The sequence below is a fragment of the Pseudobacillus sp. FSL P4-0506 genome (assembly GCF_038003025.1).
In the GTDB taxonomy this organism is placed as follows: Bacteria; Bacillota; Bacilli; order Bacillales; family Domibacillaceae; genus Pseudobacillus.
Genome location: NZ_JBBOOI010000001.1, coordinates 2397763 through 2424140, shown reverse-complemented (window position 1 = coordinate 2424140; position 26378 = coordinate 2397763). Strand labels below are relative to the sequence as shown.

General features: G+C 37.3%; 31 protein-coding genes and 1 pseudogene. 12 read left to right on the top strand and 20 right to left on the bottom strand.

Annotated elements, in window-relative coordinates; genetic code table 11:
* Window positions 1-11 precede the first annotated feature (11 nt).
* From MKZ02_RS12095 to MKZ02_RS12085, 3 genes are all read right to left on the bottom strand, one after another.
* On the bottom strand, window positions 12-359 hold the full coding sequence (locus tag MKZ02_RS12095; RefSeq protein WP_340853740.1) for an ArsR/SmtB family transcription factor: 348 nt from the start codon (window positions 357-359) through the stop codon (window positions 12-14).
* 302 nt (window positions 360-661) lie between these two features.
* Complete coding sequence (locus tag MKZ02_RS12090) at window positions 662-1537, bottom strand: M23 family metallopeptidase (RefSeq protein WP_340856387.1); 876 nt, start codon at window positions 1535-1537, stop codon at window positions 662-664.
* A gap of 313 nt (window positions 1538-1850) precedes the next feature.
* On the bottom strand, window positions 1851-2405 hold the full coding sequence (locus MKZ02_RS12085; protein WP_340853739.1) for a TetR/AcrR family transcriptional regulator: 555 nt from the start codon (window positions 2403-2405) through the stop codon (window positions 1851-1853).
* A 172-nt stretch (window positions 2406-2577) separates the two neighbouring features.
* Between MKZ02_RS12085 and MKZ02_RS12080 the strand changes: the two genes are divergently transcribed.
* Window positions 2578-4032: a DHA2 family efflux MFS transporter permease subunit gene (locus tag MKZ02_RS12080; protein WP_340853737.1), complete on the top strand. Its 1455-nt coding sequence runs from the start codon at window positions 2578-2580 to the stop codon at window positions 4030-4032.
* A gap of 209 nt (window positions 4033-4241) precedes the next feature.
* Here the strand turns inward: MKZ02_RS12080 and MKZ02_RS12075 are convergent, their stop codons facing one another.
* The 4 genes and pseudogenes from MKZ02_RS12075 to MKZ02_RS12060 form a co-directional block, all read right to left on the bottom strand.
* Window positions 4242-4460 (bottom strand): hypothetical protein, encoded by a 219-nt coding sequence (locus MKZ02_RS12075; protein WP_340853735.1) that lies wholly within the window; start codon window positions 4458-4460, stop codon window positions 4242-4244.
* Between the two features lie 423 nt (window positions 4461-4883).
* Complete coding sequence (locus MKZ02_RS12070) at window positions 4884-5846, bottom strand: RtcB family protein (protein ID WP_340853734.1); 963 nt, start codon at window positions 5844-5846, stop codon at window positions 4884-4886.
* 422 nt (window positions 5847-6268) lie between these two features.
* Window positions 6269-6484: pseudogene (locus MKZ02_RS12065) on the bottom strand (RtcB family protein); the annotation flags it as partial.
* Window positions 6485-6679: 195 nt separating this feature from the next.
* Entirely contained in the window at window positions 6680-7090 is a 411-nt protein-coding gene (locus MKZ02_RS12060; protein WP_340853732.1) for an Lrp/AsnC family transcriptional regulator, read from the bottom strand.
* A 129-nt stretch (window positions 7091-7219) separates the two neighbouring features.
* On the opposite strand from MKZ02_RS12060, the gene MKZ02_RS12055 reads away from it, so the two are divergent.
* Window positions 7220-7978, top strand: coding sequence for an MBL fold metallo-hydrolase (locus MKZ02_RS12055; RefSeq protein ID WP_120032033.1), 759 nt, complete (start codon window positions 7220-7222; stop codon window positions 7976-7978).
* Between the two features lie 155 nt (window positions 7979-8133).
* Here the strand turns inward: MKZ02_RS12055 and MKZ02_RS12050 are convergent, their stop codons facing one another.
* From MKZ02_RS12050 to MKZ02_RS12035, 4 genes are all read right to left on the bottom strand, one after another.
* The gene (locus tag MKZ02_RS12050; protein WP_340853731.1) at window positions 8134-8835 is read right to left on the bottom strand and encodes a hypothetical protein; all 702 of its coding nucleotides are present in this window, start codon (window positions 8833-8835) and stop codon (window positions 8134-8136) included.
* 125 nt (window positions 8836-8960) lie between these two features.
* A complete protein-coding gene (locus tag MKZ02_RS12045) occupies window positions 8961-9482 on the bottom strand; it encodes a hypothetical protein (protein ID WP_340853730.1) in 522 nt (173 codons plus the stop codon).
* Window positions 9483-10304: 822 nt separating this feature from the next.
* Window positions 10305-10493 (bottom strand): DUF4083 family protein, encoded by a 189-nt coding sequence (locus MKZ02_RS12040; RefSeq protein ID WP_120032035.1) that lies wholly within the window; start codon window positions 10491-10493, stop codon window positions 10305-10307.
* 67 nt (window positions 10494-10560) lie between these two features.
* Window positions 10561-10944, bottom strand: a complete 384-nt coding sequence (locus MKZ02_RS12035) for a DUF4181 domain-containing protein (protein WP_120032037.1) — start codon at window positions 10942-10944, stop codon at window positions 10561-10563.
* A 506-nt stretch (window positions 10945-11450) separates the two neighbouring features.
* Here MKZ02_RS12035 and MKZ02_RS12030 point away from each other — a divergent pair.
* Both MKZ02_RS12030 and MKZ02_RS12025 read left to right on the top strand, forming a co-directional pair.
* Window positions 11451-11729: a hypothetical protein gene (locus MKZ02_RS12030; protein WP_120032040.1), complete on the top strand. Its 279-nt coding sequence runs from the start codon at window positions 11451-11453 to the stop codon at window positions 11727-11729.
* Window positions 11730-12010: 281 nt separating this feature from the next.
* Complete coding sequence (locus tag MKZ02_RS12025; RefSeq protein ID WP_120032042.1) at window positions 12011-12214, top strand: hypothetical protein; 204 nt, start codon at window positions 12011-12013, stop codon at window positions 12212-12214.
* Between the two features lie 25 nt (window positions 12215-12239).
* Here MKZ02_RS12025 and MKZ02_RS12020 read toward each other — a convergent pair whose 3' ends face one another.
* A complete protein-coding gene (locus tag MKZ02_RS12020) occupies window positions 12240-13166 on the bottom strand; it encodes a LysR family transcriptional regulator (RefSeq protein ID WP_340853727.1) in 927 nt (308 codons plus the stop codon).
* 153 nt (window positions 13167-13319) lie between these two features.
* Here MKZ02_RS12020 and MKZ02_RS12015 point away from each other — a divergent pair, with 153 nt between their 5' ends.
* Complete coding sequence (locus MKZ02_RS12015; RefSeq protein WP_340853726.1) at window positions 13320-14078, top strand: SDR family NAD(P)-dependent oxidoreductase; 759 nt, start codon at window positions 13320-13322, stop codon at window positions 14076-14078.
* A gap of 633 nt (window positions 14079-14711) precedes the next feature.
* Here the strand turns inward: MKZ02_RS12015 and MKZ02_RS12010 are convergent.
* Complete coding sequence (locus MKZ02_RS12010; protein ID WP_340853725.1) at window positions 14712-15089, bottom strand: SET domain-containing protein; 378 nt, start codon at window positions 15087-15089, stop codon at window positions 14712-14714.
* A 144-nt stretch (window positions 15090-15233) separates the two neighbouring features.
* Window positions 15234-15443 (bottom strand): hypothetical protein, encoded by a 210-nt coding sequence (locus MKZ02_RS12005; protein WP_120032050.1) that lies wholly within the window; start codon window positions 15441-15443, stop codon window positions 15234-15236.
* A 564-nt stretch (window positions 15444-16007) separates the two neighbouring features.
* Here MKZ02_RS12005 and MKZ02_RS12000 point away from each other — a divergent pair.
* The 4 genes from MKZ02_RS12000 to MKZ02_RS11985 all read left to right on the top strand — a co-directional run bounded on the left by MKZ02_RS12000 (window position 16008) and on the right by MKZ02_RS11985 (window position 18464).
* Window positions 16008-16796: a thermonuclease family protein gene (locus MKZ02_RS12000; RefSeq protein WP_340853724.1), complete on the top strand. Its 789-nt coding sequence runs from the start codon at window positions 16008-16010 to the stop codon at window positions 16794-16796.
* Between the two features lie 428 nt (window positions 16797-17224).
* Window positions 17225-17518 carry a hypothetical protein gene (locus MKZ02_RS11995; RefSeq protein WP_340853723.1) on the top strand — a complete coding sequence of 98 codons (294 nt, stop codon included), beginning with the start codon at window positions 17225-17227 and terminating at the stop codon, window positions 17516-17518.
* 56 nt (window positions 17519-17574) lie between these two features.
* Window positions 17575-17928: a hypothetical protein gene (locus tag MKZ02_RS11990; RefSeq protein ID WP_340853722.1), complete on the top strand. Its 354-nt coding sequence runs from the start codon at window positions 17575-17577 to the stop codon at window positions 17926-17928.
* 233 nt (window positions 17929-18161) lie between these two features.
* Window positions 18162-18464 (top strand): hypothetical protein, encoded by a 303-nt coding sequence (locus tag MKZ02_RS11985; protein WP_120032058.1) that lies wholly within the window; start codon window positions 18162-18164, stop codon window positions 18462-18464.
* Between the two features lie 95 nt (window positions 18465-18559).
* On the opposite strand, the gene MKZ02_RS11980 is transcribed toward MKZ02_RS11985, so the two are convergent.
* The 4 genes from MKZ02_RS11980 to MKZ02_RS11965 form a co-directional block, all read right to left on the bottom strand.
* A complete protein-coding gene (locus MKZ02_RS11980) occupies window positions 18560-18961 on the bottom strand; it encodes a DUF3139 domain-containing protein (protein WP_120032060.1) in 402 nt (133 codons plus the stop codon).
* A gap of 41 nt (window positions 18962-19002) precedes the next feature.
* Window positions 19003-19470: a helix-turn-helix domain-containing protein gene (locus MKZ02_RS11975; protein WP_340853718.1), complete on the bottom strand. Its 468-nt coding sequence runs from the start codon at window positions 19468-19470 to the stop codon at window positions 19003-19005.
* 246 nt (window positions 19471-19716) lie between these two features.
* Complete coding sequence (locus MKZ02_RS11970) at window positions 19717-20532, bottom strand: lipid II flippase Amj family protein (protein WP_340853716.1); 816 nt, start codon at window positions 20530-20532, stop codon at window positions 19717-19719.
* A gap of 137 nt (window positions 20533-20669) precedes the next feature.
* Complete coding sequence (locus MKZ02_RS11965; RefSeq protein WP_340853714.1) at window positions 20670-20885, bottom strand: hypothetical protein; 216 nt, start codon at window positions 20883-20885, stop codon at window positions 20670-20672.
* Between the two features lie 159 nt (window positions 20886-21044).
* Between MKZ02_RS11965 and MKZ02_RS11960 the strand changes: the two genes are divergently transcribed.
* Together MKZ02_RS11960 and MKZ02_RS11955 are read left to right on the top strand one after the other, a co-directional pair.
* Window positions 21045-21857 (top strand): hypothetical protein, encoded by an 813-nt coding sequence (locus MKZ02_RS11960; protein WP_182916957.1) that lies wholly within the window; start codon window positions 21045-21047, stop codon window positions 21855-21857.
* 216 nt (window positions 21858-22073) lie between these two features.
* Window positions 22074-23486, top strand: coding sequence for an N-acetylmuramoyl-L-alanine amidase (locus tag MKZ02_RS11955; RefSeq protein WP_340853713.1), 1413 nt, complete (start codon window positions 22074-22076; stop codon window positions 23484-23486).
* Between the two features lie 377 nt (window positions 23487-23863).
* Here the strand turns inward: MKZ02_RS11955 and MKZ02_RS11950 are convergent, their stop codons facing one another.
* Entirely contained in the window at window positions 23864-24766 is a 903-nt protein-coding gene (locus MKZ02_RS11950; RefSeq protein ID WP_340853711.1) for a DMT family transporter, read from the bottom strand.
* Between the two features lie 870 nt (window positions 24767-25636).
* Here MKZ02_RS11950 and MKZ02_RS11945 point away from each other — a divergent pair.
* The gene (locus tag MKZ02_RS11945; protein ID WP_340853710.1) at window positions 25637-25804 is read left to right on the top strand and encodes a hypothetical protein; all 168 of its coding nucleotides are present in this window, start codon (window positions 25637-25639) and stop codon (window positions 25802-25804) included.
* Window positions 25805-26074: 270 nt separating this feature from the next.
* Here MKZ02_RS11945 and MKZ02_RS11940 read toward each other — a convergent pair whose 3' ends face one another.
* A complete protein-coding gene (locus MKZ02_RS11940) occupies window positions 26075-26266 on the bottom strand; it encodes a hypothetical protein (protein ID WP_340853709.1) in 192 nt (63 codons plus the stop codon).
* Window positions 26267-26378: the final 112 nt, after the last annotated feature.

The following is a 26378-nucleotide window of genomic DNA, read 5'->3' as shown; positions in this document are numbered from 1 at the left end:
CCTCCGATGATTTAATCACAAGAAATACGCAAACCCTTTTCCTTGAGTTCTTCTAAATTCTTTTCTTGACTCGGAAGGTAATCCAAAAGGCTTTGCACAAGTTGATAATGTTCACTTTCTTTATTCATTGAGTAATGAATCCACTGTCCTCGTCGAGTTTCTTTTACTAGTCCTCCATCTCGTAGTTTACGCAAATGCTGACTAATAGCAGGCTGACTGATCTCAAACATTGCTACAAATTCACATACACAACATTCATTCAACTGCAGCAATTTCATCATTGTCAATCGGGTTTTATCTCCAAGTAATTTTAGAACACTTGCCATGCCTTCAATTTCTACCATTGATTTTATGCTCATTTTTCTCCATACCTCCTGCATCGCTAATCATCATATAATAATATGCTTATATGCGCAATTAATTATTAAGTGGATCGCCTATCAAGGAAACTGTAGCCTCCTTCTCAGTGTTACATTCCCTATATGCTACAACCCCTTGAAAAGAAGCCTTCAAAATTATACCGATCTCAAAAAAACATATCTGAAAAGCGTTGGCAAAGGACCTCTGACTTATCATTTAAAGCATGATTGTGATAAAGACGATGAGTAAGAACTGAATTACAACCAAACTGGACTTCAAAATTGAAGTCCAGTTTTAAATGTTAAGATGCAAAAGGGCTAACAAAGTCTCCTTGAATGGGTTCAAGCCCATTCTCAAAACGGATACGAATCGATTGGCCCTTCAAATAGTTAATTGAATTCATTACTTGAAAATGTAAATGAGGCTCCGATGAGTTTCCTGAATTTCCACATACCCCGATCACCTCTCCTTGCTGTACGAAATCTCCCTCACTCACAAGGATGGAGCTTTGTTTTAAATGCGCAAGCATGCTGTACTCATTGTTTTTGTGTTCGATAATCACGCAATTCCCTTCAGGTGGCTCGGGATTGAACTCGCCCGGTACATTATCCTTTATCCCGTCTACTATTTTTACTATCTTCCCTTCTGCTGGGGCTATGATCTCTTTATTAAAAGCATAATAACTTTCATTCTCTTTCACGGGACCACTATATGATTGACCGTCTTTCATAATAATTAAGTCGTACGCATACCTTTGATCAGCATATACATAGTGATAATTAATAAACTGGTTTGTCCCCCCCCAAAAAACAAACCATTCCTCTTTTATTGGCATAATATATGTATTCTTTGTGTACTGTTGGTCGCTTTCTGGAAAAGAAACAAAAGGTGCAAGGCTTATTCCATAAATAGTGTTATTTTCATCAAAAGAAATGCCTATGGCTTTCTCTCTTTCATTATCTAACCATAAATACTGCGTTATATACTTGTTTAAATTCGTACTCATTTCCAGGCTATATGTTTCTACCCCATTATTAAAGGACTCACCATATTCAATAAATTGTTCGAGTGTTGCTAACTGCTTAAACTCCTCTGTTGTCTGCTGATAGATCGCAGAAAAATCTCCATTTAAAAACCTAGATCCAAAATCATTAGGAGTAACCTCTAATTTTTGCATTCCTCTCAATTAAAACACTCCAATTTCTATAAATTATTTCTTACAAAAACTTTATACGCTCTTTATAACAAATAAGTTTCATTAATTGGATATTTTAGAAATATATGTAGCTGCATTCATTGGCTCCGTGTTTTATACATTAAACAGGCTTTATTGATGATTCAATTGCTAACCCATACATTGATTTATTGAATGACAATTAAACTGAAAAGCTGGACTTTAAAATTGAGGTCCAGCTTTTCAGAGTTAGGCGTTATTAAATTTTAATGAGAATAACTTGATAAACCTTTAAGGAAACCCATGGATGAATGATTTAGGCCCACTCCACCTTGTACATTAAATAAATTTGGTTGGCGATGTAATCCGAACTAAAATGAAGGCCCTTCTTTATCCACCACATGATGATACCTACCAAGGAAGCTGTTTTAATATCTACCGAAACATATTCAGGAGGTAAATTTTTTTCAGTATTCTCCCTTCTCGTTTCCACTAATTGTTTTAACAACGAAAACAATTGCTCCTCAAACTGATTGATATTAAATAAAGTAAGTAAATAATTTCTATGGACGTATAAATAATCCAGCAATTGTATTAACTGTTGTTTTTCTGATAAATCTTTTGAATGAATTAAAGCAACAATTTTATCAGATAGCTCATTTACAATCTCCGCGGTAATATGCGTAAGTAAATCTTGAATATCTTGATAATGTAAGTAAAACGTTGTCCGATTTAACCCCGCTTTAGCTGCAACCTTCTGAACCGTTAAATTTGATATAGCGGCATCCTCGCTTAAGAGAGAAAAGACTGCATTTTTAAACATTTCTTTCGAACGAATCACACGAGGATCTTCTTTTTTAGATATAGACATTTTACGCTCCTTTATAGATTTTTCTTCAACCTTCTCAACAAAAGGCGTTTTCTATGTAGATTAATGAACATTCGCAGTAAAACTGTTCATGGTCAAGGCCTATATAGTTTGTTATTATGAATTTTATCGACACAATGTTGAGAATTCAAGTTTAAAATGAAGGAGTATACAAATGGAGCAGGAGATAGCAGAAAAAAATAAGAAAATCTTATTAACTGTTCTGATTGCCGGCTGTTTTTTATCGACATTAAATCAGACTTTATTAAATGTAGCATTGAGCAGTTTCATGGATGTCTTTCATGTCACAGCTGCAACTGTACAATGGTTATCAACAGGATTTATGCTGGTAAACGGTGTTTTAGTGCCCATTACGGCATTTTTAATGAAGCGTTTTACAACGAGGCAGCTATTTATTAGTTCGATGTTCTTTTTGTTCATCGGGTCTGTACTTTGTGCCTGTGCAATGAATTTTAGCATTTTATTAACTGGAAGAATGATTCAAGCAGTTGGTGCTGGAATTATTATGCCTCTCATGATGACGGTTATTTTATATTTATACCCTAGCGAAAAGCGTGGCAGCGTGATGGGAACCATTGGCTTTGCGATCATTTTTGCGCCGGCTATCGCTCCTACATTATCTGGCTTTATCATTGAGTATGTTTCATGGAGATGTCTATTTATTGGATTAGCCCCATTTGCATTAGTCGTCATTGTGCTTGCGTTCAAATATTTAATGAATGTGGCAGAAACAACAAAAGCAAAATTAGATGTTGCAAGTGTTGTTTTATCAACCATTGGTTTTGGCTGCATCTTATTTGGGTTCAGTAATGCAGGAAGCAAAGGCTGGGATGATCCTGTTGTGATTGTAACTATCGTTGTCGGAATCATCATCACGGCTTTATTCTGTTTGCGGCAAATGAGATCCAACGACCCATTATTGAATTTGAGCGTATTCAAATATAAGGTTTTTACTGTTACGACCTTCATAAATGTACTAATTACGATGATCATGTATGCAGATTTAATTCTTCTACCAATTTACTTGCAGAATGGAAGAGGTTTTACAGCTTTTGAAGCGGGATTACTTTTATTACCTGGAGCTGTGATCAATGCCTTCTTATCCCCTGTCACAGGCAAAATGTATGATAAGTACGGGGCTAAGCCACTCTTTATTACGGGGTTACTATTTATTATTATTTCCATGTGGGGAGTCATCAATTTAACGGAATCTACGACTTATATGTATTTGATGGTTCGTACTATTATTTTACGGATTGGATTAAGCTTCATCTCTATGCCTTTAAACACAGCTGGATTGAATGCTTTACCGAGAGAATTAGGGGCGCATGGTTCAGCAGTCAATAATACCATTCGCCAATTGTCAGGGGCTATTGGTACAGCAGTGGTCATCACTGTATATACTATTCAAGCAACTTCCCATGCCTCTGATCTATCCATGGAAAATGGAAACATTACAGCTGCCAAACTAGCGAAATTAGCTTCGATCTCTGGTTCAAGTGATGCCTATGCATTTATGCTCGTCTTGTCTTTTGCGGCGTTAGTGTTTGCATGCTTTATGCCTAAAAAAACAGCTAGTCAAAAACGCGAAAGCGCATCACACACCTGATGAATTTAACATCGCATTCATTATGTCTAAAAGCAAGCCTATCTGAGACTTGTCAGATAGGCTTGCTTTTTATACTTATTATAGTTGTTACATCCAATCAGCTGTCTTCCCTCCTTTAACCTGTTCGGTCTATAATGATAACTAGCAAATTTCCACTAGAAGGACTAGAGGCCAAAATAAAAGCAACCGCTTATCAAAAGGCGGTTGTTTTACTGTTTAACCAAAGGAGCCACACTAAAATGTTCTTCCATTTGCTTGGCCAAACATTCTACTTGCGATCTGTTGCTCAAAGTAAAGGTGAGCTTGCTGTCTTTCCCTGGATCTATCCCTACCACTTTGAGCCCTCTTTCCCTGCATTTCAATTCCACATCATTTTCAAACAAAAAATCATCGAGTTGTCTGTAACTTTTGATCTCTTTCAAATCCATGTATCCATCCCCCTCCAAAGGACTATTTCTCTCTCCAATTAGAAATTCCTGCTAATTTTTCTTTTTAACCTCCAATCAAAACAGTAAAATGTGCCCAGGAAATAAAAAGGAGAGTGAGACATAAAAAGGTATGAGAACGCAATTATACCTACAATTTTACATTCACCGGCTTTACAGCTTTAGAAGTTCTGCAGAAACGGCAAGGAGTCAGGCGGCTGAGAATTTGCAAAGTCACTATTCCCCCACTTAAAGCTACAGAAAGCCGTGCTCCTGTTGAATTTAAAGGAAAAAATGCCGTCTTGAGGAACGGGCGAAAAGGTTGGCAATAAAAATCAGCCCCACTCAAACGAACGGGGCTCTTCTCATTTAAACCTATGTTCAAAAGCGCTAAAAAATTTTTTTCTTCCGTTTCATCTGGTGAGCTTAATTAGCTTTAAAGTTATATAAAGGCTTAATTACTTTTTCGATTGTTAAGGACTCTTCCACATTGCTCATAATTTCATCTATCGGCTTATAAACCATTGGCGCTTCATCAAGCGTACTTTCTCCAATGGATGTGGTCCATATGCCATTCATAGAGTTTTTAAAATCATGTAATGATAAAGTTTGTTTAGCCTTCGATCGTGACATGATACGACCTGCTCCGTGCGGTCCTGAAAAATTCCAATCCGGATTTCCCTTTCCTATGGCAATAATAGAACCATCTCTCATATTAATCGGAATAATTACTCGCTCACCTTTTTGTGCAGAAATTGCCCCTTTACGCAAAATCATATTCTCCATGTCAATGTAATTATGAATGGTAGTGAAACTATCAGTGATCGCCCATCCCATGCGTGTCACAATCTCATCTACCATCGCTTTACGGTTCAACATAGCGTACTCCTGAGCTATTTTCATATCATTCATGTAATCGTCAAAGCCTTGCCCTTCAAGATAGGCTAGATCCTTTGAAACTTTTGGTCGACTAATTGCTTGTAGAGCATCTGGGATTTCTGCTTGTCTGCCTTCTTTCTTAAGACGCTCAATCACTTCTTTTCTCTGTTCGGTGATATCAGTCAGCTCATCGTAAGCACGCTTTTGATAATATTCAGCCACTTGTTTGCCAAGATTCCGTGAACCAGAATGAATCACCAATACTACTTTATCATCCATTTCGTTCAACTCGATGAAGTGATTGCCACCCCCAAGCGTACCGATAGAATCCTTTGCCCGATTCAAATTAAATGGAGCGCGAACATCTCTAAAATTGATACGTTTAGAAAGCGGGTGACGCTGACTTCTAGAACGAACACTAAAGCCGCTTGGCACAAATTTGCGTACAGTATCATCAAGCTGATCAAAATTGACTTCTGTTTTATGTTTATCAATGACAGCCACTTCCATGCCGCAGCCAATATCGTACTTTATATCCTCTAATTTCTTAGGGAGTGGACTATACCTTCACTACAGTCATCGGAGTAGGCAGCTCCTACTGTAGGCTCGCCGTGTTAATTATTCCATCAAGTTAAATTGTTCTTCCTGTTGGCAGGAATTAAAGCCGGAATATTCGCCCCGTTCTGTTCACTGACATATCCTTAAACCATCATAGGGAACGTTCTCATTTGTCATTCAACTACACGTCTTGCTTCTATCATGTAGCGTTGGATAGCGGGATGTGGAATAATTCTGCACCTAAGTCTGCTAACAGGGTGCAAGTCTCTGAACCATTTGACTATGTCACCATAGCCTCTGGCTGCTGATTGCCCTCGTCTTTACGTTAGGGTTTCCAGCAATTGAGCGAGTTTTTTAACGTTGGAGCCGATTTAGTTAACCCCAACTAAATTTGGAACAATTTTGTCTTGAATGGTCATAGTGGTTCCGATTGTGCATCCAGCCCCCGCGTGGGTATCCGGCATAATCCGGATCTTGGAATCTTGAGCAAACTCTTGGTTGCATAGCTCAACAATTTGAGACATGGCTGTTTGCTCCACATTGTCCGTAAATACCTTTGCCATATTGTATTTCCCGTTTAATTCTAGCATCCTATAACCTTCTCTCTATTTTATCTAAAACAGTCTACTAAAATTTGTATTTTTACTTTTTCTTATTATACATCATATTTCTATTCTGCCCGTTTATCAACAGTACCGTAATACAATCTTTTCTCGATTCTTAAATGACCCCTGTTTCCTGTCGTGCAGTGAATATGCGTACAATTATCTATTTCTTTTCATGTACTATTTGCTAATAATAATTGATAATTTGTAGCTTACAAGATTGCTCAACCTTGTCAAAAACTCATCTAACAGTTCATTGGATGGAAATTTGCATTCGAGAAGATAGCAACTTTCTCCACTGGTCTTGTAGTTATTTATTATGTGTGGCTCTTGTTGTTTTATGAACGACAGGTACGGTTGATGATTTGGGCTTTTTGTATAAATGTGAATGATTGCATGAACGGAATAACCCATTTTCACCTGATTGACTTTAATCGTGTATCCCTCAATAATTCCACTTTCCTCTAATTTGGCCACTCTAGCTGAAGCAGCTGGTCCAGTCAAATGGACTTTCTTTCCGAGTTCTTTCATTGTAATCCGACTGTTCTTGGTCAATTCATTTAAGATATGAATATCCGTGTGATCTAACATTTATTGAACTCCTTTCATTAATAAAGTAAAACAGCCATAAGACTTTATTTAATCTATGTATCCGTCTATGAGTCACAGTATAGAATATACATTGTTCAAGAAAATTTCAAAGAAGAGGAGTGAATGAATATGAATATACAGCAAATTCGTAATGCAACTATAATCGTTGAATACGCAGGAAAAAAGTTTTTAATCGACCCAATGTTAGCGGAAAAAGGCGCCTACCCTCCTTTCCCAAATGCACCCAGACAAGATCAGAATAATCCTTTAGTCAGCTTACCCACATCCGTTGATCATATTATCCAAAATATTGATGCAGTTATCGTTACTCACCTTCATTATGATCATTGGGATGATGCAGCTAAAGAAGCATTGCCAAAAGAGATCAAAATATATGCTCAAAACGAAGAAGATGCGGCAGAAATCCGAAATGCAGGCTTCCAAAATATAGAGATTTTACAAGAGGACACAGCCTTTGAAGGTATCCAATTGATTAAAACAAAAGGTGAGCATGGAAGAGGAGACATTTTACAACTTGCTGGTCAAGTATGTGGAGTGGTCTTCAAACATCCAACGGAAAAAACTTTGTATGTAGCTGGAGATACAGTCTGGTATGAAGAAGTTCACAAAGTCATCGACACAAATAAACCGGAAGTCATTGTGGTCAATGCCGGAGATAATCAATTCTTTGAAGGCGGTTCTCTAGTCATGGGGAAAGAGGATGTCTATGAAGTGTATAAAACTGCTCCCAACGCTAAAATTATTGCCGTTCATATGGAAGCTGTCAACCACTGGACTTTGTCAAGAGAAGAATTAAAGAGTTTTATGAATGAAAAAGGCATCTCTAATGTTTTAGTGCCAGCTGACGGAGAATCCTACTTATTTTAGAAGATACATTCAATAAAAGAAAGAACCTCCCTGAAGAAGTATCCATTCAGTGGAGGTTCATTTTCATAACCTGATAAGTTTTCCAAATGACTCTTATGATTATTAGGAATGTTAATAGACCCACTTATACTAAAGTACCTTTTCGTTCAATAAAACTAGAATTTGTATTCATATATCGCCCAGGGAAGCCATAATACAGGTTCCGTGCCTATCCTTTCATCATTGCTATACTCACAATACTTCATGGCCATTTCCAATGTAGGGATGAGGCCCTTTTCGTTCAAAGAAAATGTGAATTTATCGCTATAGTCTTTTTCTAAACCATTACAAATATAAGAATGGAACGTTCCACATTCAAAACCCAATACCTCATATCCGTTTAACATTGATGCTTCAGTATCTACTGGTATCTTATTCATTAATAGCGCTTCAACGCCATACCGCTCTTTAGCAGGTAAAGAAAGTGTCTCTTCCTCATCTAAAAATTCTCCTACAAGACTTTCAGGCAAAGCCACCCCGATGATCTTTATGTCATTCAAATGACTTAGAAACATGTGGGCAAAATCCCTTGCTATATCAACTGTGGTAAACACTTGTGGAAATTGAAACGTTCCCTCCTCAAATTTATCCACTACCCATCGTTCCATTTTCTCAAAGATACTTCTTGAAAGATTCCATTTCTCAGCGTAATTTCGTTTATTCTTTTGTGAATCTCCCCATAATATGTTTATTTCAGGATGAAGATCACATAGACACTCACTAGCTGATACAATTATTTCTGGCAGCAAAGATTGATCCATATAATTTGCTCTTTTTGAAGGGGAAATAACATAGTAACCACCTGAAATGTAATTCATGTATACACCCTTTCTTAAACTAGCAACATCGTTATTTCAATCCCTCTTTGTGAGTGAAAGCGCCCCAAGAAATTGAATGAATGGCTTTATACACCTTTAATTCACATATCATCACATCTAGCTTTTCATGTCTCCCACAACCAAAGAGCCCCCGAAGCAATCATCCACATCAAAATAGAGATAATTAAACTACTGATTGCTTCTACCCATGTATACCTTCTAACACGTTTTTTCATTATCTGGTCCGTACTAAAAAATAATATCGAAGCACACAGACTAAACCATCGCAGGATAAGACCAAAGAGAACATGCAACATTGCAGAGACGACAAATTCTGCTTTTTTCCTCTTAATTTTAATGGATATGAATTCACCAACTTTATCACTAATTATAGATGTAAAAACTCCGTATAGTAAAATAGCTGGAAAGGTATACATCATGTACAGTGTAAATATTGAAACAACAGCAAACAGATACTCTCCTGTTGAGTTAATAGGTTTCCCAAAGGGATTGGGTTCAATTAAGCTTAAGAGAACAGTAAATAACGTGCCGGAGATTGTGGCTGAAACTATTTTCCTCTGTAAAATGTGTATTCCCCCTATTTTTAGCTGTTTTTTCTTTATTACCCCCTCTATAAATAGATTCATCCTCTTAATGTATCCTCAGGAGTTTTTCTTTATTGCATTGCCAAAGAACGTTATTTTCACTAAAAAAGCAACGATAACTAATACAAAGGTAAATTTTAATTAATAAGGTCCTAAAAAATCAGATGCTATTTGCTGTACACATAGTCAGTCAGCCCAAAGCCTTCGCCTTGTCCAGCAATTACTCAACAAATATAAAAATCAGTAAACTGATTGCTAAAAAAGCATATGCAATTTGAAAGGTGAGGTACATTGTAAATTCAAAGGTTGAAAGTTTTCTTTGTTTCTTATTTTTTACTAGCTGTCTAAAATAAAAAGAAGAACTAATTATCAGTACCGTTATAGCAATTGTACGCAAAACTTCTGCTAAGATGATCAATTGAATCAACTCCTTCTTAATCACCTTAAGTCCGACAGGTGTGTTAAAAAATGGTCCAATCGTCCCCACTGATTGCTAGATGCAAATGATCCCTTTTAGAATAGATTCAAGAAAATGCCGATCTACATTGATACAGAAATATCTATTCACTAAAACAAGCGATTTCTTCAGACTAGAAATCGCTTGTTTTGGTTTATTTGTTTTACAAAAGAAGCCTTTGATTTGCATGAGTATGCTTGCCACTATGGGACAAATTCCACTTGACCCGTAAACAATAAAATAATTGCAATGAACCAAAATATAAAAAATGAAGAGGAGAGAATTAAAAATAGAATGGTAAGTATATTTTCCTCCGGTTTCTTTACTATTCCAGTTATGGACAGGACGATCCCGATACCTGTAAGCCAAAAAGTACGCCTCTTCATCATAACTCATACAGGAAGCGGTTAATCTCTAAGTTGTTTCTCCTGATTTTCAATGACTTTATCAAGTTTGCTTTCGATTCTCTCTAAAGCATCGCTTCTATAAAATTGATTTTTGCGAAGCCCTCTAATAAATAAAAACACTGACACAAAGAATAAAATTACCAATAAAAGCATAGCGATTTGAAATATTACATCCCCAATATTAACCATAGTCACCTCATAAGTTTAAATATCCATTCCTCTATTGCTTTAAAAATGCATGCATTGGTGCAAGGAGCTATCCCCAGCCCAACAGCTGAATAAAATAATTAATGTAAAAAATAATGATTGCACTACTCGATGTTAAAAAAACAAGTGTAGCAACATACTGTTTTGAATTCCTTAAATACTTCCACTCGAGGAAAGCTTGAAACCCCAACAACAGAGCCAAATACACGATCCAATACCATTTGATAATATCTGTATCCTTCGTAACAGCAAAACCTAGAGCACATAAAAAGACAACTAAGATGATGCTCCTCCCCCATCGGTCAATGTTTTTGCCAGGAGTTTCTGAAATCTTCTTTCTTTCTACATCAAATAGTTTATCTATTATTTTTTCTAGAGTGATAAATACAAGACTTAAAATTATGATAACAATAACAAAAATGAAAAACTTCAAACACTTGTCTCTCCTCTTTTATATTTATATTACCACAAAAATTACATTTATTGATAAATTAACCATAATGATCAAAGAATCAAGAACTCAAATAACACCTGCTTATGATCCTCGGTAAGATGGTGGATTGGTCTTAAGAGAGATTCGTATGTTTTCAGTCTTTCATCTATCCTTCGTTGAGCTGGATAACGTTGGACGTTTCCGCTTTCGTATGATTGCCTCTTCATACATTTTATTCTTTCCCCTATCCTCATTGAGATATCTTCAAGCTGGAAAGATAAATGCTTACACTTGCTTTATTTGCCGCATAGCTCAATATTTTAGATTTGTTGGTTTAAAACCTGACGTTCTCATCTTTATTATGCTTTTTTTACAGTAGACTTTTGATACTCCGTATTTTCTATCAATCCATCTCCTCGTTTCAAACTAGTGGACTTTAACTTGTCTGTATACTCTTTTTCCTTCCAGTGAATAGTAATTACAAACGCTTTAGGGAGGTTATATTCATGGACGGAATGCACTTAAGGTTGGAAGTTAAAAATCTTTACCTTAGAGTAGCTAATGTCACTCGTGACAACAAAAGCTATGTACTTTTAACTGCCTATGATGATACTAATAATGAACTTGTATTGGAGCTAACACATGAGCAAGCTGGATGGTTGGAAGACCAATTTTATGCGGCTAACCGCAGGTATGAAGAGAGACTGACAAATCCACAATCAGCTAATGAGCCCGTCCCCAATCCAATTTTAAAGCCAACCGATGGACAGGAACCCATGCATTGAATATGTAGGACAATCAAATACCGCCTTAAAATGAAACTTCTAAAAACCACCTTTAAGTTGCAATGAGGGTATTAAATACTTACATACAACTTAAAGGTGTTTTTTCTATGGACACAAGATTGAGTTATCTGGCGAAAGCCGAAAAGACAGCAGACATGCGAATGGCTGCTGTTCCTATGAAGAAAGGATGGATGAAGTAATATCAAACCGGATTTTCACCAACCTATCGGGAGACTATAGGCTCATAGCCATCCCCCCCACTTCAAGAGGGAAATGACAAAATGACAAACCGAAAACTTTTGCCTAACATAACTATATGCCATCATTTAAGCATTTCCCTCATCGGTAGAAGAAAGACGCAGCGGACGGCTTTGAACAAAGGATTAAGCTACTGTAACTCTATTCCTGCCTATGAAAGAAATGTCCCGGTTGCCTTAAGTATGATTCTTCACCAGCTTGAATTAAAAATAATTCTTCAAAACTAAAGGATAACGATACCTTCATCTGCCATTATGTAATCCGGCTAACACCATTTCCTCTATCTTCCTCATTAAAAATAGTCTCCTCTTTCAAAAAGGTAATAGCAAAATCCCGAAAACTGTTAACAACAAATGAGCTCTTTCTCTCTTTATTCCAAGCAATCCCTACCGTTTGAAAGCAATCTGGATTTGAAATCTTTAAGATTTTTACATTGTCTAAATACACATCTAAAAATGAATTTTTAAAAATAAAGGAAATTCCTTTTCCTTCGTTCACTAATTGTAAAATCACAGACAGGTCTTCCCCTTCAAAGGCAATACGCGGAGTAAAACCCGCTTTTTCGAATATTCGATTTTCTGTTGTGCGAAAACTTTGACCTGTTTCTGACAAAATAAACAGTTCCTCTTTAGCCTCGATCAATGAAACACTTTCTTTAGCTGCCAGAGGGTGATCTCTTGGAACGACTAAAAAGACCTCTTCCGTAAATAGCGGCACCCACTCTATCCTTCGATCCACAATGGGATGAATAACAATCATCAAATCAATTTCACCGGAAATTAGCTTTTGTTGGGCTAATTTATCTGGTAATAAATACTGGTGGAATTTAACATTGGGGCGCTTTTTATAAAAATCAAAAAATAATTTGGGCAACAGCTTTGAATTCATTACGTTAATCGTTACACTATCTTCACGAATATTAGCCAGCTCTTGAATTTCTAGTTTTGCCGCCTGCAAATCAGCTAAAGCCTTTTCTGCCTTTTCATAAAAAATACGACCATATTCGTTTAAACGAATAGATTTCCCTTTTCGATCAAATAGCGGCACCCCAATATCATCCTCTAAACGGGCAATAGTTTTACTTAAGGAGGATTGTGAAATCTCCAACTCCAATGCAGCTTTTGACATATGCTCAAATCGCGCGACTACTAAAAAATATTCTAATTGCGTTAATTGCATTTTCATTCACCTTCTTATGCTTATAACTATAAAGGAATAAGCTCATTCTCACAAAAATATTGAATGCGCTTTTTTAAGAAAGCTATACTACACATGTAACCAATTAAGCAGCTTTTATGATGAACACCAAAGAGCAATGAGGAGGAAAATAATATGAGCATAAAAGATTTTGAAGGTCGTGTTGTCTTAATCACTGGAGCAGCAACTGGGATTGGACGTGCTACAGCGCTTGCTTTTGCTCGCCGTGGTGCGAAAGTGGCCATTGGTGACGTAGATGATCGCGCAAAAGAAACCGTGGAACTAATTGAAAAAGAAGGCGGAGAAGCTGTATTCTTTAAAACAGACGTGACAAACTCAGAACAATTAAAATCACTTGTTAAACAAACAGTAGAAAAGTTTGGTGGATTACATCATGCATTCAATAACGCTGGCGTTTTAAATAAACCAGCAAAATTCGTAGATATTGAAGAGGATGCATTTGATAAAGTGATGTCTGTTGATGTAAAAGGTGTATTCTTTGCTGTGAAACATGAGCTTGAACATATGATTGCTAACGGTGGGGGTACCATTGTAAACACTGCTTCAGTAGCTGGTTTAATCGCAGACCCTAATATGGCACCATACGTTACTGCCAAGCATGCAGTAACTGGTTTAACGAAAGCAGCTGCCATTGATCACGCCGAAGATGGCATCCGTGTAAACGCTGTAGCACCAGGTTTAACAGAAACACCAATGACTCAAATGTGGAAAGATGATCCAGAGACATGGGCAGAAGTTATTTCTAACGTTCCAATGCGCCGTTCTGCTAAACCAGAAGAAATCGCTGAAGTAGTAGTCTTCCTTTCTTCCGATGCGGCAAGTTTCTGTAACGGTTTTGTTTATGCAGCCGATGGCGGACAAGTTGCTCACTAATAGTAAACACGCTAAATAAACAAAAATAATTCTTAAGTCAATTCATTACTCTAGATGTTTAATCATTCATGGAGAACAAGGTCATTATACTTTTCGTTTTTGGAAATGTTAAGATACCTTGTTCTTTTCTTATGTCATATAAACTTATATGCTCTTCTTTCATTAAAACTCCCTCTTTAGTCGGAGAAGAAGGATGATGTTACTTTCAATATGCAGAGTTACCAAATTTGTTTAATTTTACCTGTTTCACCTTCTCAGTAACTGCTCTTACTATCTTCATTATTAATAAAACGGCCACTGTGGTTAAAGGGATCCATCCTGAAAAACAAAATTTCCCATCAAACTCAATTATCCTTTATCAATTGCCCAACAAAGATAGACAACCTACCGACTTCCCTCTCCCCTTTCGGTTTTTTTGCAAAACACAACGTACAGTGAATAATCATGAGATGAAAGAAAATGAGAAACAGGTGGATAAGACTTTAACGAAGATATATTAAATGAAATGAATAAATCCCACTGAAAACATAAAAAATCAGCAGGATTTCGCTTTGTTTATTTCATATTGGCAAATGGTGACTATCCCAGCAGTGAGGATAGATGAAATGTTTTTTTATTATTTTGCTATCCTTGTTAGTCCTGATCAAACCATAGTTGATCTTTGTTATCCACGTCGCCGTTATAATTAATTAAAATTTCTTCTCCTGCTTTTATATCTGTGAAAGCATAGAAATCAAATGTGTGATTCTTAAAATTAATCTCATACGTGGCATTCGGTTCATAAGAATGATTAAACAGCATTCCATAACCAAGAAGGATGGCCGAGTGATTTATCCCATACTCAAAAGCGTAATCCGCAAGTAAAGTTTTCTCAATGTATGGATGTTGGTCATTCGGATAAGAAATAACGGGCGCTTCATGCAACAGCTCTCCTTTTTTGATATTACATGTAGCAAATACCCCTCTATTGAATTCTCCATCACTTAGGGGAGATGTTTTTATCTCAATCATGTCGTTCGCCTACTCACTTTTAAAATTTTCTTTCTAGTGGAAACATCAATTTGAGCATTAAGCCCTTTTTATTCAGTAAAAAGTCTCTTCGTTTTGTTAAAAACATGGGCTAGTCTGTGCGCAGCTCATTCCGGACTCCATACGTTAGCGTGACGCTTTTGGCGGTTGGCATACGTCACATTTACGCTGGTGATTATTTTTAAACTTTGTAAATGTTTTTTCAAAATTGCTGCCACAAGCACATTTAAACAGTAACTTTTGTGAAAAACCATGATATTCCGTCGTTAGCAGCTTGCTTTCCGAGTTATTCTCAACGAATTCTTTAATTTTACCGATTGTCCATCGCTTATTCATTCTCTTACACCTCCATATTTTATCGCTAGGCGGAGGCTTTTACCAGGCATCCGTTCAATTATGACCAAAAGTCGTAATTATCCTAAGTTTCTCATTATAACATGAGCTGGCACACAGTTAAATAGAGCGTTATTTTGACGAGTGCTAAATGATTACTCCCTGTCACAGTACATTGTTCGATCTCTCCTCTTTTAGGAATGGCATGAAATGGCTTGACCATTCCATCTATCCCCATTCTAAAATTATTTCTCTATCCTGAGAAAGAACACATATGAATCACAAAAATTCCAACTGCCAAACTATCATTACAAAGCACCTGATAATAAAGACCTCCCCCATGCATTTCCCTCCTCGTTCCGAAGACAAAATACGGATAATCATTGCTCATCTCAAGGACTTTTGTCGTTATTTGACGAAAAGATAATATAGCATTTCAATTCAATTTATAGGATACTATAGAAGGTGTTTTTCTGCTTATACACGTGATAACGTGTCTTTATTTTTATGTCATTACCAGTACTTTAATCACGAGTCTTATTATCTATTTATAAAAGGAGCTACATTATGTTTAACAAAAAATCAGAATTATTTAAGCCTATTGCTGCGGCTGTCCTGTCTTTATCCTTGCTTGGCAGCTCATTTACACCTTTTGCCATAAAAGAAAGTAATCATGTTCAGGCAGCTGCACCTACAACAGCTGTTACTTCAAAGGTTACTGAAGTCATTGATGGAGACACTATTAAAGTCATGTATAAAGGTAGAAAAGAAACTGTGCGTATGATTTTGGTGGATACACCCGAGACAAAAGACCCCAACAAGTGCGTACAATTATTTGGTCCAGAAGCATCTGACTTTACCAAAAAAAGCTTACAGGGAAAAAATGTGAAAGTAGAACTTGGTGTTCAGACTCGTGACCAATACGGCCGTGTTCTTGCTTATATTTATTTAGATAACAAAATGTTCAACAAAACATTATTAGAAAAAGGATTGGCCCGTGTTGCGATCTTTCCGCCAAACACTCAGTATTTAGAAGAGTTACAGGCTGCTGAAGCCACTGCTAAAGAAAAAAAACTTGGCATCTGGTCTAGTGCAAACGCTATGAATGGAGCTTGTGCTCCAAAAACCACACCAGTGAAACCAAAACCGGCTCCAGCAAAGCCAGCGCCTAAACCAAAGCCGGCTCCAAAGCCAAAGCCAGCGCCTAAACCAAAGCCCAAGCCTGCACCTAAAAAAGAATCATTTAAAAACTGCACAGAGCTTAGAAAGAAATATCCAAAAGGTGTGGCCAAGGGACACCCTGCTTACGATTCAAAACACGACCGCGATAAAGACGGTTGGGCTTGCGAGAAGTAAGTAACTACTACAGCCTCACATTAAAGCTACTTTAAAATAGGTAGCCGTAATGCACGGCAATGAGCCTGGACTTCAAAATTGAGGTCCAGTTTTTTATTTTCTATATAAAAGAAAGCCGAAGGTTCATTTTGTAAGTTAACAACAAAGACAACCAAATTAATTTTAATAAGTTGTTCATAAGTTCCCTTTGTAGGTTAGCAATGCTTCATATTATAATTACATAACTGACTTACCTCTGTTATTTTCTCCACCCGCTGTGTACATATGGGTAATGTTGTATCTAACTAAGAAAGGCCGTTTAATACAAATCTAGAACAATGGCAAGAAAGGATTTTTAAGGATACTGACGAAGCGGGAATAAACATTGTGTTAGATAGGATTGAAGGAAAAACAGTTACTTGGCTGTTCTCTACAAAGGCGAAACTTATGTGAAATGGGAACTGGCTAAGAAGGCTAACACAAATGCATTAATTGATGATGTCCGGATTATCGCTGCACTCCAAAAAGCTAGCCAAGTTTTCGAAGAACCAACGTATAAACAATGGGCCCAAAGCATTCAAAACACGATAGCGAAAAAGCAAAAGAAAGCAGGTTATTATGTTGACTTCTACGATTGGTCGCTGGAAAAGTCATCGTCACGAATGACTCTAAGTTATTTAACACCGGATTTTTTTCTCTTTTCCCAGACACCCTGCAATCGAAGCAGCTTCTCACTCGCTTAAATAACAACAAGGATCTCTTCTTTCCCGAATATTATAATATAGAAAAAGAAACCTATGTGCACAATAAAACGGTGCATATGATCGATCAGTTGCTAATTGCTATTAATCGGAAAAATATTGGCTACAACTCGGATCAACTAAATGAATGGCTGTTAAAAGAGTGGAACAATAAGCACAAACTTTTTGGTCAATACGATCGCCAATCTCTACAGCCTGCTGTTTCGTATGAGTCATTATCTGTGTATTATTATTTGCAAGCTTATCTGAAACGAATTGGCAAGCAGGACATAGCTGAAGAGGTCATCAAGCGAGCCAAAGAACTAGATGAAGATCCCGTTCGCCACCATGCTCATTTTTTTGATTACATTCATTATCAACACCTATTTATTTATGAAAAAAAAACTGTTTAAAAGTCGGCCATGCGTTGACTTTTAAACAGCCTTTCTAAATACAAATTTGACCCATCACCCTCTATGAGACAAGAAACAGGTTACTATTTTTTCTGCTTTCAATTTTGAATTCAGCTCTTCTAAACTGTGCTTATCTGGAAGTTTAATAATCCCCGGGCGTTTCCTTATGTGCTCATACTATACACATACGCTCAAAATGAATCCGCAAAACTTTACAAGAAAGAGGTGTCTGTTTGAATAAAAACTCAGTTATTTATACTGCTATAACTATCATTATTTGGCTCTTTTTTATCGCTGTAAAGTATTATAATGTCAAATATGGCGCATTTAGCGTGAGCCCTTGGGGAGCACATAATTTTGTAAATATAACGCTGCAGCTCTGTTTTATTGTTTTACCTATAGTTGCGCTTGTATTGTCTCTTTTGATTAACCAAAGACCGCTTAAGTATATATTACTGTTAGGCAATCTTGTAACTTTTTATTCTTTTTCAATCGCTTTTATTCTAGCATGGTTAGATTATTTTAGAGGATTTTAAAAGATAAAGTTTATTTGCCTTTAGTTTTTATTTATAGACATGTTTTCGTATTTATGAAAGCTTCGCTAGCGGCTGCACTGACTGAAAACGACTTTTTACTGATTCTCATGATAATGCACACAGTCCTCTTCACTATGTTTGGTGGGTTTTTTAATCTCTCTATACCTTGGGCTATACCTTTCACAAAACTGCTTGACAATCTTCCCTTTTTTCCTTACTCCATAATAATACGTTATATCTGGCTCATCTTTGAACTTCACCATATATTGAGTATGAAGATATTCTTTATTTGAAGATTCTTTCGGTTCACCCTCATGCTGTTCTATTATCGATTCCTCCGTATACCCCATTTTCTCAAGATAGGAAGGTACATGCTTATTGACGAGATAGATTTCGTATGGGTTACCGTAGTTCAGACGGAGGATCATCATAAACGGCACTAATAAAAAGAGCAGGCTAACCGCCGTTATTATAAGTACGATCTGCTTAGTGGTCATGTTTGTGATCTCCTTAAATTCATTATACTCTCCTGCAAATCTTAAAGAGTGGTGGCATTATTTTTTAAAAGTTCATCAAAATATATAAGCGTTTCATCTTGATCCAATGAACTAAACCACCGGTAATTGTCCCTATCAATAATCCGATAATGTTTGCTGATCACATTCTGCTGTAAAATGAAGTCGTTTTCTTTTTTAATCTGTTTCCACCAAATCTTTCCACCGAGTGTTTTTTCTCTAGGTCTATCAATGTTCCCGTGTGCTAATGTTTCTATTACTTCCAGAGGGTCTTCACCTAAGGCTGCCTGAATAACTTCAGAATCTCTAAATAGAGCGCAAAGAGCAATGACGCACGTCCATGTAGCAGACGTTCGCCCTTTTTCAATCTGAACTAATGTTTTTTTAGAAATCCCAAGGACCTCTGCCATTTTCTCTTGTGTATATCCTTTTTCATGTCTTACTAGTTTTACTTTTTTGGAAATAACATCAATCACATCTTTCTCATTCATAGAGCATCCCCTTAGTTACTTATGTTTAATTTAGTGTAATTTTACACATTTGGAATTCAAATATCAACAATAAACTGGAAATTTATCAAGTATATTGAAAAGGACAGATTTAATTTCCTTTGTCCTTCTCTAGGCATTTCTCTAAATTCAAACAAAAAAAGCTGAGGATCCTTTTAGATACTCAACTTCTTTTTATTTATGTAAATCATTCTATGGATGATCCCTCGTTTGCGCATACAAATCAAATTAAATCCATTCAGCAAACCAAGCGACATAGTAAGCAGCAGGAATAAATAAAAGCTGCGCCACAAACGTGCCTAATAATTTTGAACTGACCATTGTAAGGGAATAACTTTTTAAATAAACATAACTGCTTTGTTTTTTAACCACTCTATCAGCCAATACTGAAGCTTTCGGATCAACAAATAGCGTCAACAGAATAGTTGCCACACCATTGATAATGCCTGATGACATTAAGGCAGCCTGCGAGTAATATTGTGGAACTAGCATAGATGCATATATAGACGAAAGGACACCAATAGTAAAAACAGCTGAAATAATGACATTTATCACGAAAATCCGCTTAGGGATTGTTTTTAAAGTAATCCCTTTAAGGTATGTTAATCTGGGTAGCCTAAAACAGCTAAATCCCTTTGCAATTCCTTTTTTATTAACATACTTAAAAAGCAGTGCCATGATTGAACCTCGCTCATTAGATAATTGAACAATAGCCCGTGAAAAGATATTAATGAACGTAGGAAAGAGAAGAATTCCAAGTAATACCCCAACAGACGTTACTCCAATTAAAATTCTGTATTGCTCTTCTATGTAGTCTAATTTGTTTAAGTGCGGTGCTTCTGCAATAAGCTTTGCTGTTAGTGGCTGTTGGATCATGGTAGAAAATCTTGAAATGATCACTAACGTACTAAACAAGGATAAAGCGGTTGCTATTAACTTTACCCTCGCCCCCGAAATTCTAGCTGAATAAGCTAACGTTTCAATCATTGTGATGATCAGCAGGAATACAGATATGATGATTACTTTACTCGTAACTAAGCTCATAAAACTTCCCCCTTGAAAGACAGCCTAACTGTATGATAAACCAAGTTGCAAAATCGATTCACCTCTCAGTAGTTGAAGATGTTCTTAAAGAATGCAATGACTACTGCATATGCCTTTCATTCACATTCTTTTTACCATCAGCCTCTCGTTTTTTCTTTTGCCAGCGAGTTCACTGTTACTATCAATTCCTTTACTTTTACTGCCACCATTTTACTAACTTTCTCGATATCTGAAGTGCCTTCTCCTTGTTGATTTAGTGCATATGCTCCGCCCTTCATATTCTCTTGTTTCGTTGCAGTGTCGTGCGCTATATTTTTTACTTTCCCATTCCAAACCACCTTTATGTATTTCAATAACAATAATACCATATAAAGGAATAAATTGTCTGACTGATAGAAATCTATATGCTCTATTGTACAAAACAAATGGATGGAACGGATGTTTGACCTTTTAATGGGTCTGCCGCTTTGTTATTCTAATGATTACTTGTAAATGAAAGCAGAGAGATGACAATGACAAAAACAAAGTTGGCATTCGTTTTGCTAGGTGTCATGAACTTGATTCTTATCCTTATGCATCTAACAGGCTATTTCATCCTTTTCTTTAGACAAACCGGTTATATGATTCCTCTAGCAGTTGATATTATTATTTTAGCTATACTTGGCTTTCGCTCTTCTCGATATAGTAATAGATTGATTATTGCAGGCCTATTCCTAAGTGTTCCATTCTTACTCATGCTCAATCTTTGGGTTCAAATAAGAGATTATAGCTACAAGAAAATTGATTCTCCCCATGGTCAACAGTCGCTTATCATTGAGTATCGGGACTTTACATTAGGTGAAACCACGTATTATTACCATTTTTACAAGACAATATTCGGTTTTGTTGGCAAGCGCCTTGATGATCAGTCTATTGAAATGGTTAATTATGATCGTGGAATTCGGTTGACTGCAGAAGAAGCATTAGGATTAGGCAGAGAACAATGGATCACTAAAAATATTGTTCGCTTCCCTACTTGGGAAGGAATGAAAGACATACATTTGGCTCCTTCTCGATCGCCAGTGAGTTCAGCCGATATTGAAGCTTTCATCAATATGGCGAAGAATAAGAAGAATGGCCGAACCTTAACGGTAAATGGTAATCAATTAGAAATAAGATATGACGAAATGTCCGGTCAAAGCTGGATTGAGGTAACTAGCGACGGTGTAATCCCTAGGCAACAATGCTCTCGCATTGTGCCCAATGAAGAAAGCCAATTTTATATGTTGGAAGAATGTACGCATCGGTGGGAATATCCTCTGTATCCTATGACAGAAGGCAAGTAACTTATCAAAAGTGTAGACATAATTATAAAATGACTCCTGGACTTCTACAGCTTTATTGATGTTTTCAAGTGTGCGAGATCGTTTCTCCCTTCCGAAAATCAGGTAAGGGGGTATATGTGTTTCAGAGTAAAAATTTAATAATTACTCTAGAAGAGACTTTTGTGTAGATATCTATGTTAGAATGGGATGGTAAAATTTTATAAAGGAGTAATATTTATGAAAAAGAGTTTACTGTTTACTTTTTTGTTTTTTTTATTGGCGATTCCTCTTCTTTCTCCTTCTACAACTGTCAAGGCAGCTAGCTTTGTAGATGTCCCTTCTCGGGCGTTGAAAGAAGTAAATTATCTGGAAGAAGGTGGAATAGCCAATGGCTCATCTGCCACTACTTTCGCTTCAGATAAAACGGTAACACGAGCGGAAGCAGCAGCCTTCATTGGACGTGCCCTTCAATTGAATGGTACAAAGCGTACAACCAACTTTAAGGATGTGGCACCGGGCAACTTCTCTTCCGGTTATATCCAATCTGCTGTAGAAAAAGGCATCCTCTCTGGATACTCTGGAGGCAGGTTCCTTCCATATAACGAAGTCACACGTGGTGAAATGGCCGTTATGCTATCGAAAGCTTTTGGTTATGAATTTGGTGGAAGCCTCTCCGGTGCAGCCAAAGCATTGACAACACGCGGCATCGCAAACGGGCTTGAGAACGGCACATTTGGATCTAATCAGCCGATCATTCGTGCAGACTTCGCTGTGTTTTTGGCTCGTGCCATCCATCCTGAATTCCGAACAAAAGAGTCAGCAAGCTTTGATAAAAGACGCTGGGTAGATGTAGATGATTTGAATGTACGTACCGGTCCGGCTGCCAAATATACGAAAACCGGGTCTCTTAAAGAAAACACGAAGGTGCTTGCGGGACATGAAGTAGGTAGTTGGATTTATATCCAATCCGGTCATATTACTGGTTTTGTACATAAAAGCTATTTACGAGAGACAGAGGAAAGAAGTAGCATTGGAGAGGCAGATCCACGTCTTGCCAAGCAAACGATTATTCTGGATCCCGGGCATGGCGGAAGTGATCCAGGTGCAGACGGTTTCGGCCTTCTGGAGAAAGATGTGGTATTGGATACAGGCTTAAAGGTAAATGAGTTACTGAAAAACACACCTTTCAAGGTTTATATGACCCGCACGAGTGATACGTATCCAAGTTTGTCTCAGAGAACAAGTTTCGCAAAAAGTAAAGGTGGTAATATCTTTGTAAGCATTCATGCGAATGCTTCTACTGGCGGCGGAAATGGAACGGAGACACTTTACTATGGCGCTGCGACTTCAAAAAACCCTTATGTTGCTGACAGCAAGCTACTGGCAACGAAAATTCAACAGCGCATGGTTGAAGCTTTAAAACTGAAAGACAGAGGAGTAAAGCCAAGAAACAACCTGCACGTCCTTACACGCAATAGTATGCCAGCTATTATCGCTGAGATGGCATTCATTGATCACAAAAAAGAAAATGAAATGCTTAAATCGGATTACTGGCGTACGGAAGCCGCTAAAGCCATTTATAACGGAATCTTAGACTATTATAAAGCGAAAGGCTATAAGGTGGACTCTCTTTATAAAGCAGCAAAATAAAAAATCGATTTCTATTAAACTATCATGAGAAGATGGAACTCCTGTTAAACTAAAAAATAAAAACACCTACCTACAACTTGTAGGTGTTTCAGACTGCAGACAAACTCAAGAAATTCGGAAGTTTGTCTGCAGTCCTTTTTATTTTTCTTGTGAATCGAGGCTGTTGATTTCCATTCCAGGCGCTTCGCTTTCCGCGGGGCGGTCGGTGAGCCCGCAGGAGTCTTTGCGCCTTCCATTCCACCCAACAGGGTTTACAAAGTTGGGGTAGCCGTACAACCATACCAGTAGAGACATGAGGGATTAAATATGACTAATCTGTCATGTTCTTCTTCACTAATAGTTTTCCTTCGTTTAAGTGTAGTTTCTCCAGCACACAGTCAGCTTCTCTCTACGATCGATCCTTTTCTGGCTACGGGAGCATTTTTGCCTACTATTACAGAAAAGACCACCACCCCTGCTATGACAAGTGTGAAAAGTGTGACGGATTCATTCAAGAAGACGGCCGCAAATAGAATCATTAAAAATGGTTGTAAATATTGAATCTGACTCACTCTTGCTATTCCGCCCATGGCCATTCCACTATACCAGGCAACATAGGCGAGAAATTGACTAACGACTGCGAGATACATAAAACTAACCCAGGCCTGTAAAGGAGCATGGATCATTTCTGTTGTAAAGTGCAGCCCGACTGGAAGAATGAAAAATGGGGCACCGATCATGATGGCCCAAGCAATCACCTGCCAGCTGCCTAATTCTCTTGCCAATCTTCCTCCTTCCGCATAGCTAAGCCCAAGTATGATCACCGCTGCCAATAAAGCTAAATCAGCAAATTGCAATTGGCCAAACCCAAGATGAAGAGCATACATAATAACAGCTAAAGAGCCGATTACACTGGAAAGCCAGAATTTAAGAGAAGGCCGTTCGCCTGCTCTAAACATAGCAAATCCCGCTGTTGCTAATGGCAACAGGGCTAATTCCACAGCACCATGAGAAACAGGCAAGGATTCCATCGCCCAGGAAGTAAGGAGAGGAAATCCTAAAACTGCTCCACAAGCAACAATAACTAGACTTTTAAATTGGCTAAGAGAAGGCAGTTTTTCTTTTCGCACTATCAATATTATCGCTACTAAAATAGCGGCAACCACTGTTCTTCCTAAACCGACGACGGCAGTCCCAAAGTACTCCACTGCCACCCTTGTAGCTGGGAGTGTTAAGCTAAAACAAATGACACCTATTAACCCTAACAATAATCCAATTTTCTCGCTTGTCTCTCTCTGCATTTTGTCCTACCCCTATCTTTTAAATTCGTATTATATCTGTCCCATTTTCTGCTTTTCTAAAAATAGTTCTGATATAACTCAAATAATAACGGGGTACATGCCATAAAATGAATCGTCTTTTTCTCCATCTGTACTGGTACAATTAAAAGAGAATGAATATAGTCACTTAAACCAAATCACAAAAAAATCCTATATGATTTTGTAAGCACGCTACGGTTTGATTCAAATTTATAAACTGAAACATAGAAAGCCCGCTGAAGAAATATCCAATTTAGCAGGCTTTTTGCTTTGTTAATGATCTTGCATTTAAACATGGCAGTGTAATTAATATTTCTTTGCCCGTGGCCATCACTGCAGCCAAACTCAATCATAGAAGCCTGTATCTTCCTCTATGAGTATGGGGAAAAGATTGATGTTAATGGTTTTCACTCCGGGTAACTAACAGGTAAAACATAAATATCCCCAAGCTTTCGGAAGAACAGTAAGTCTCTTCTTTGAAAGGGGGAATGGTGTATGCCTAAAGATATGATTACGTCTAGCGTGTGACAAAGATTTATTACTTTTGGAGGCTTTCTTTTTATTGCTGTTCTCTAGCTTTTTAAGTAAGGAGAGGCTCTAGCCCGCCCAGGGTATTTCAGGTTATGGCACATTACGTCTGTAGTATGCCCATTAAATAATAATTAAAATCATAAAAAGACCTTCATGCTAAAGAATAATCTCTGAAGATGATGACACAATAACTGTTATAAGTAGCAAACTATCGACGCAAACAACCACTTCTATTTCTCTTTGCTATTCGCCTCAGAGGGGTTGGGTGCTTGATACTTGCTGCTTACTTTTTATTACAAAGACAACTAAGGAGGAATACACATGAACAACAACAATAATAATAACAACCGTAATAAAGAACTGGATCTAAACAATGTAAACCTTGAGCTTGGACTTGATAACGAAATCGAGAACCTTGATAACAGAAACAACCGCAATAACAATAACAACCGTAACAATCGCCGCAACAACAATAATAACAACTGCTAATATTCTCCTTAAAAGAAACGTTTAGAGCGGGACAAGTGAGAGCGTCACTATAAACGGTGACGCTCCTAAATAGGCCATTTCTTCTCAGAAAACATATTTCTTTTTTCTCGTCCATTTAAAAGTCTTTTACTGATTATTCGCCAGCAGAATCCTCTTCAATCATATACTACAATTTTATATAGGCTTTGGTTCTTGGAAATTTATCGATGTTCCAACTAAGCAAAAAGCAGCAGTGAAAAATAGCACGTCGAAAAAGGCTTGTTCTGCCCATCAAACAGTAGCCTTGATTTTATATTCCTTTACCTTATCCAAATTAACTACGCCATTTTCTACTATATAAAATCCTTTCATTCTTTCCAGTTCATTCTTCAGTTCCTCTTCTGAATTTTTCTGTACGTTCAATGTGATGACTTGATTATTTTTCAGATAAAAGTCAATTGAATAAGTTTTTATTTTACACACCCCCTCCTACCTACACATTTCCATAAGAACGGGTATTTTCCTATACTATTCATTCGACAAATCACACCAATAGAGCCAGTAAGCCCCTATCCGCTGTTAAAGAAGCTGATCC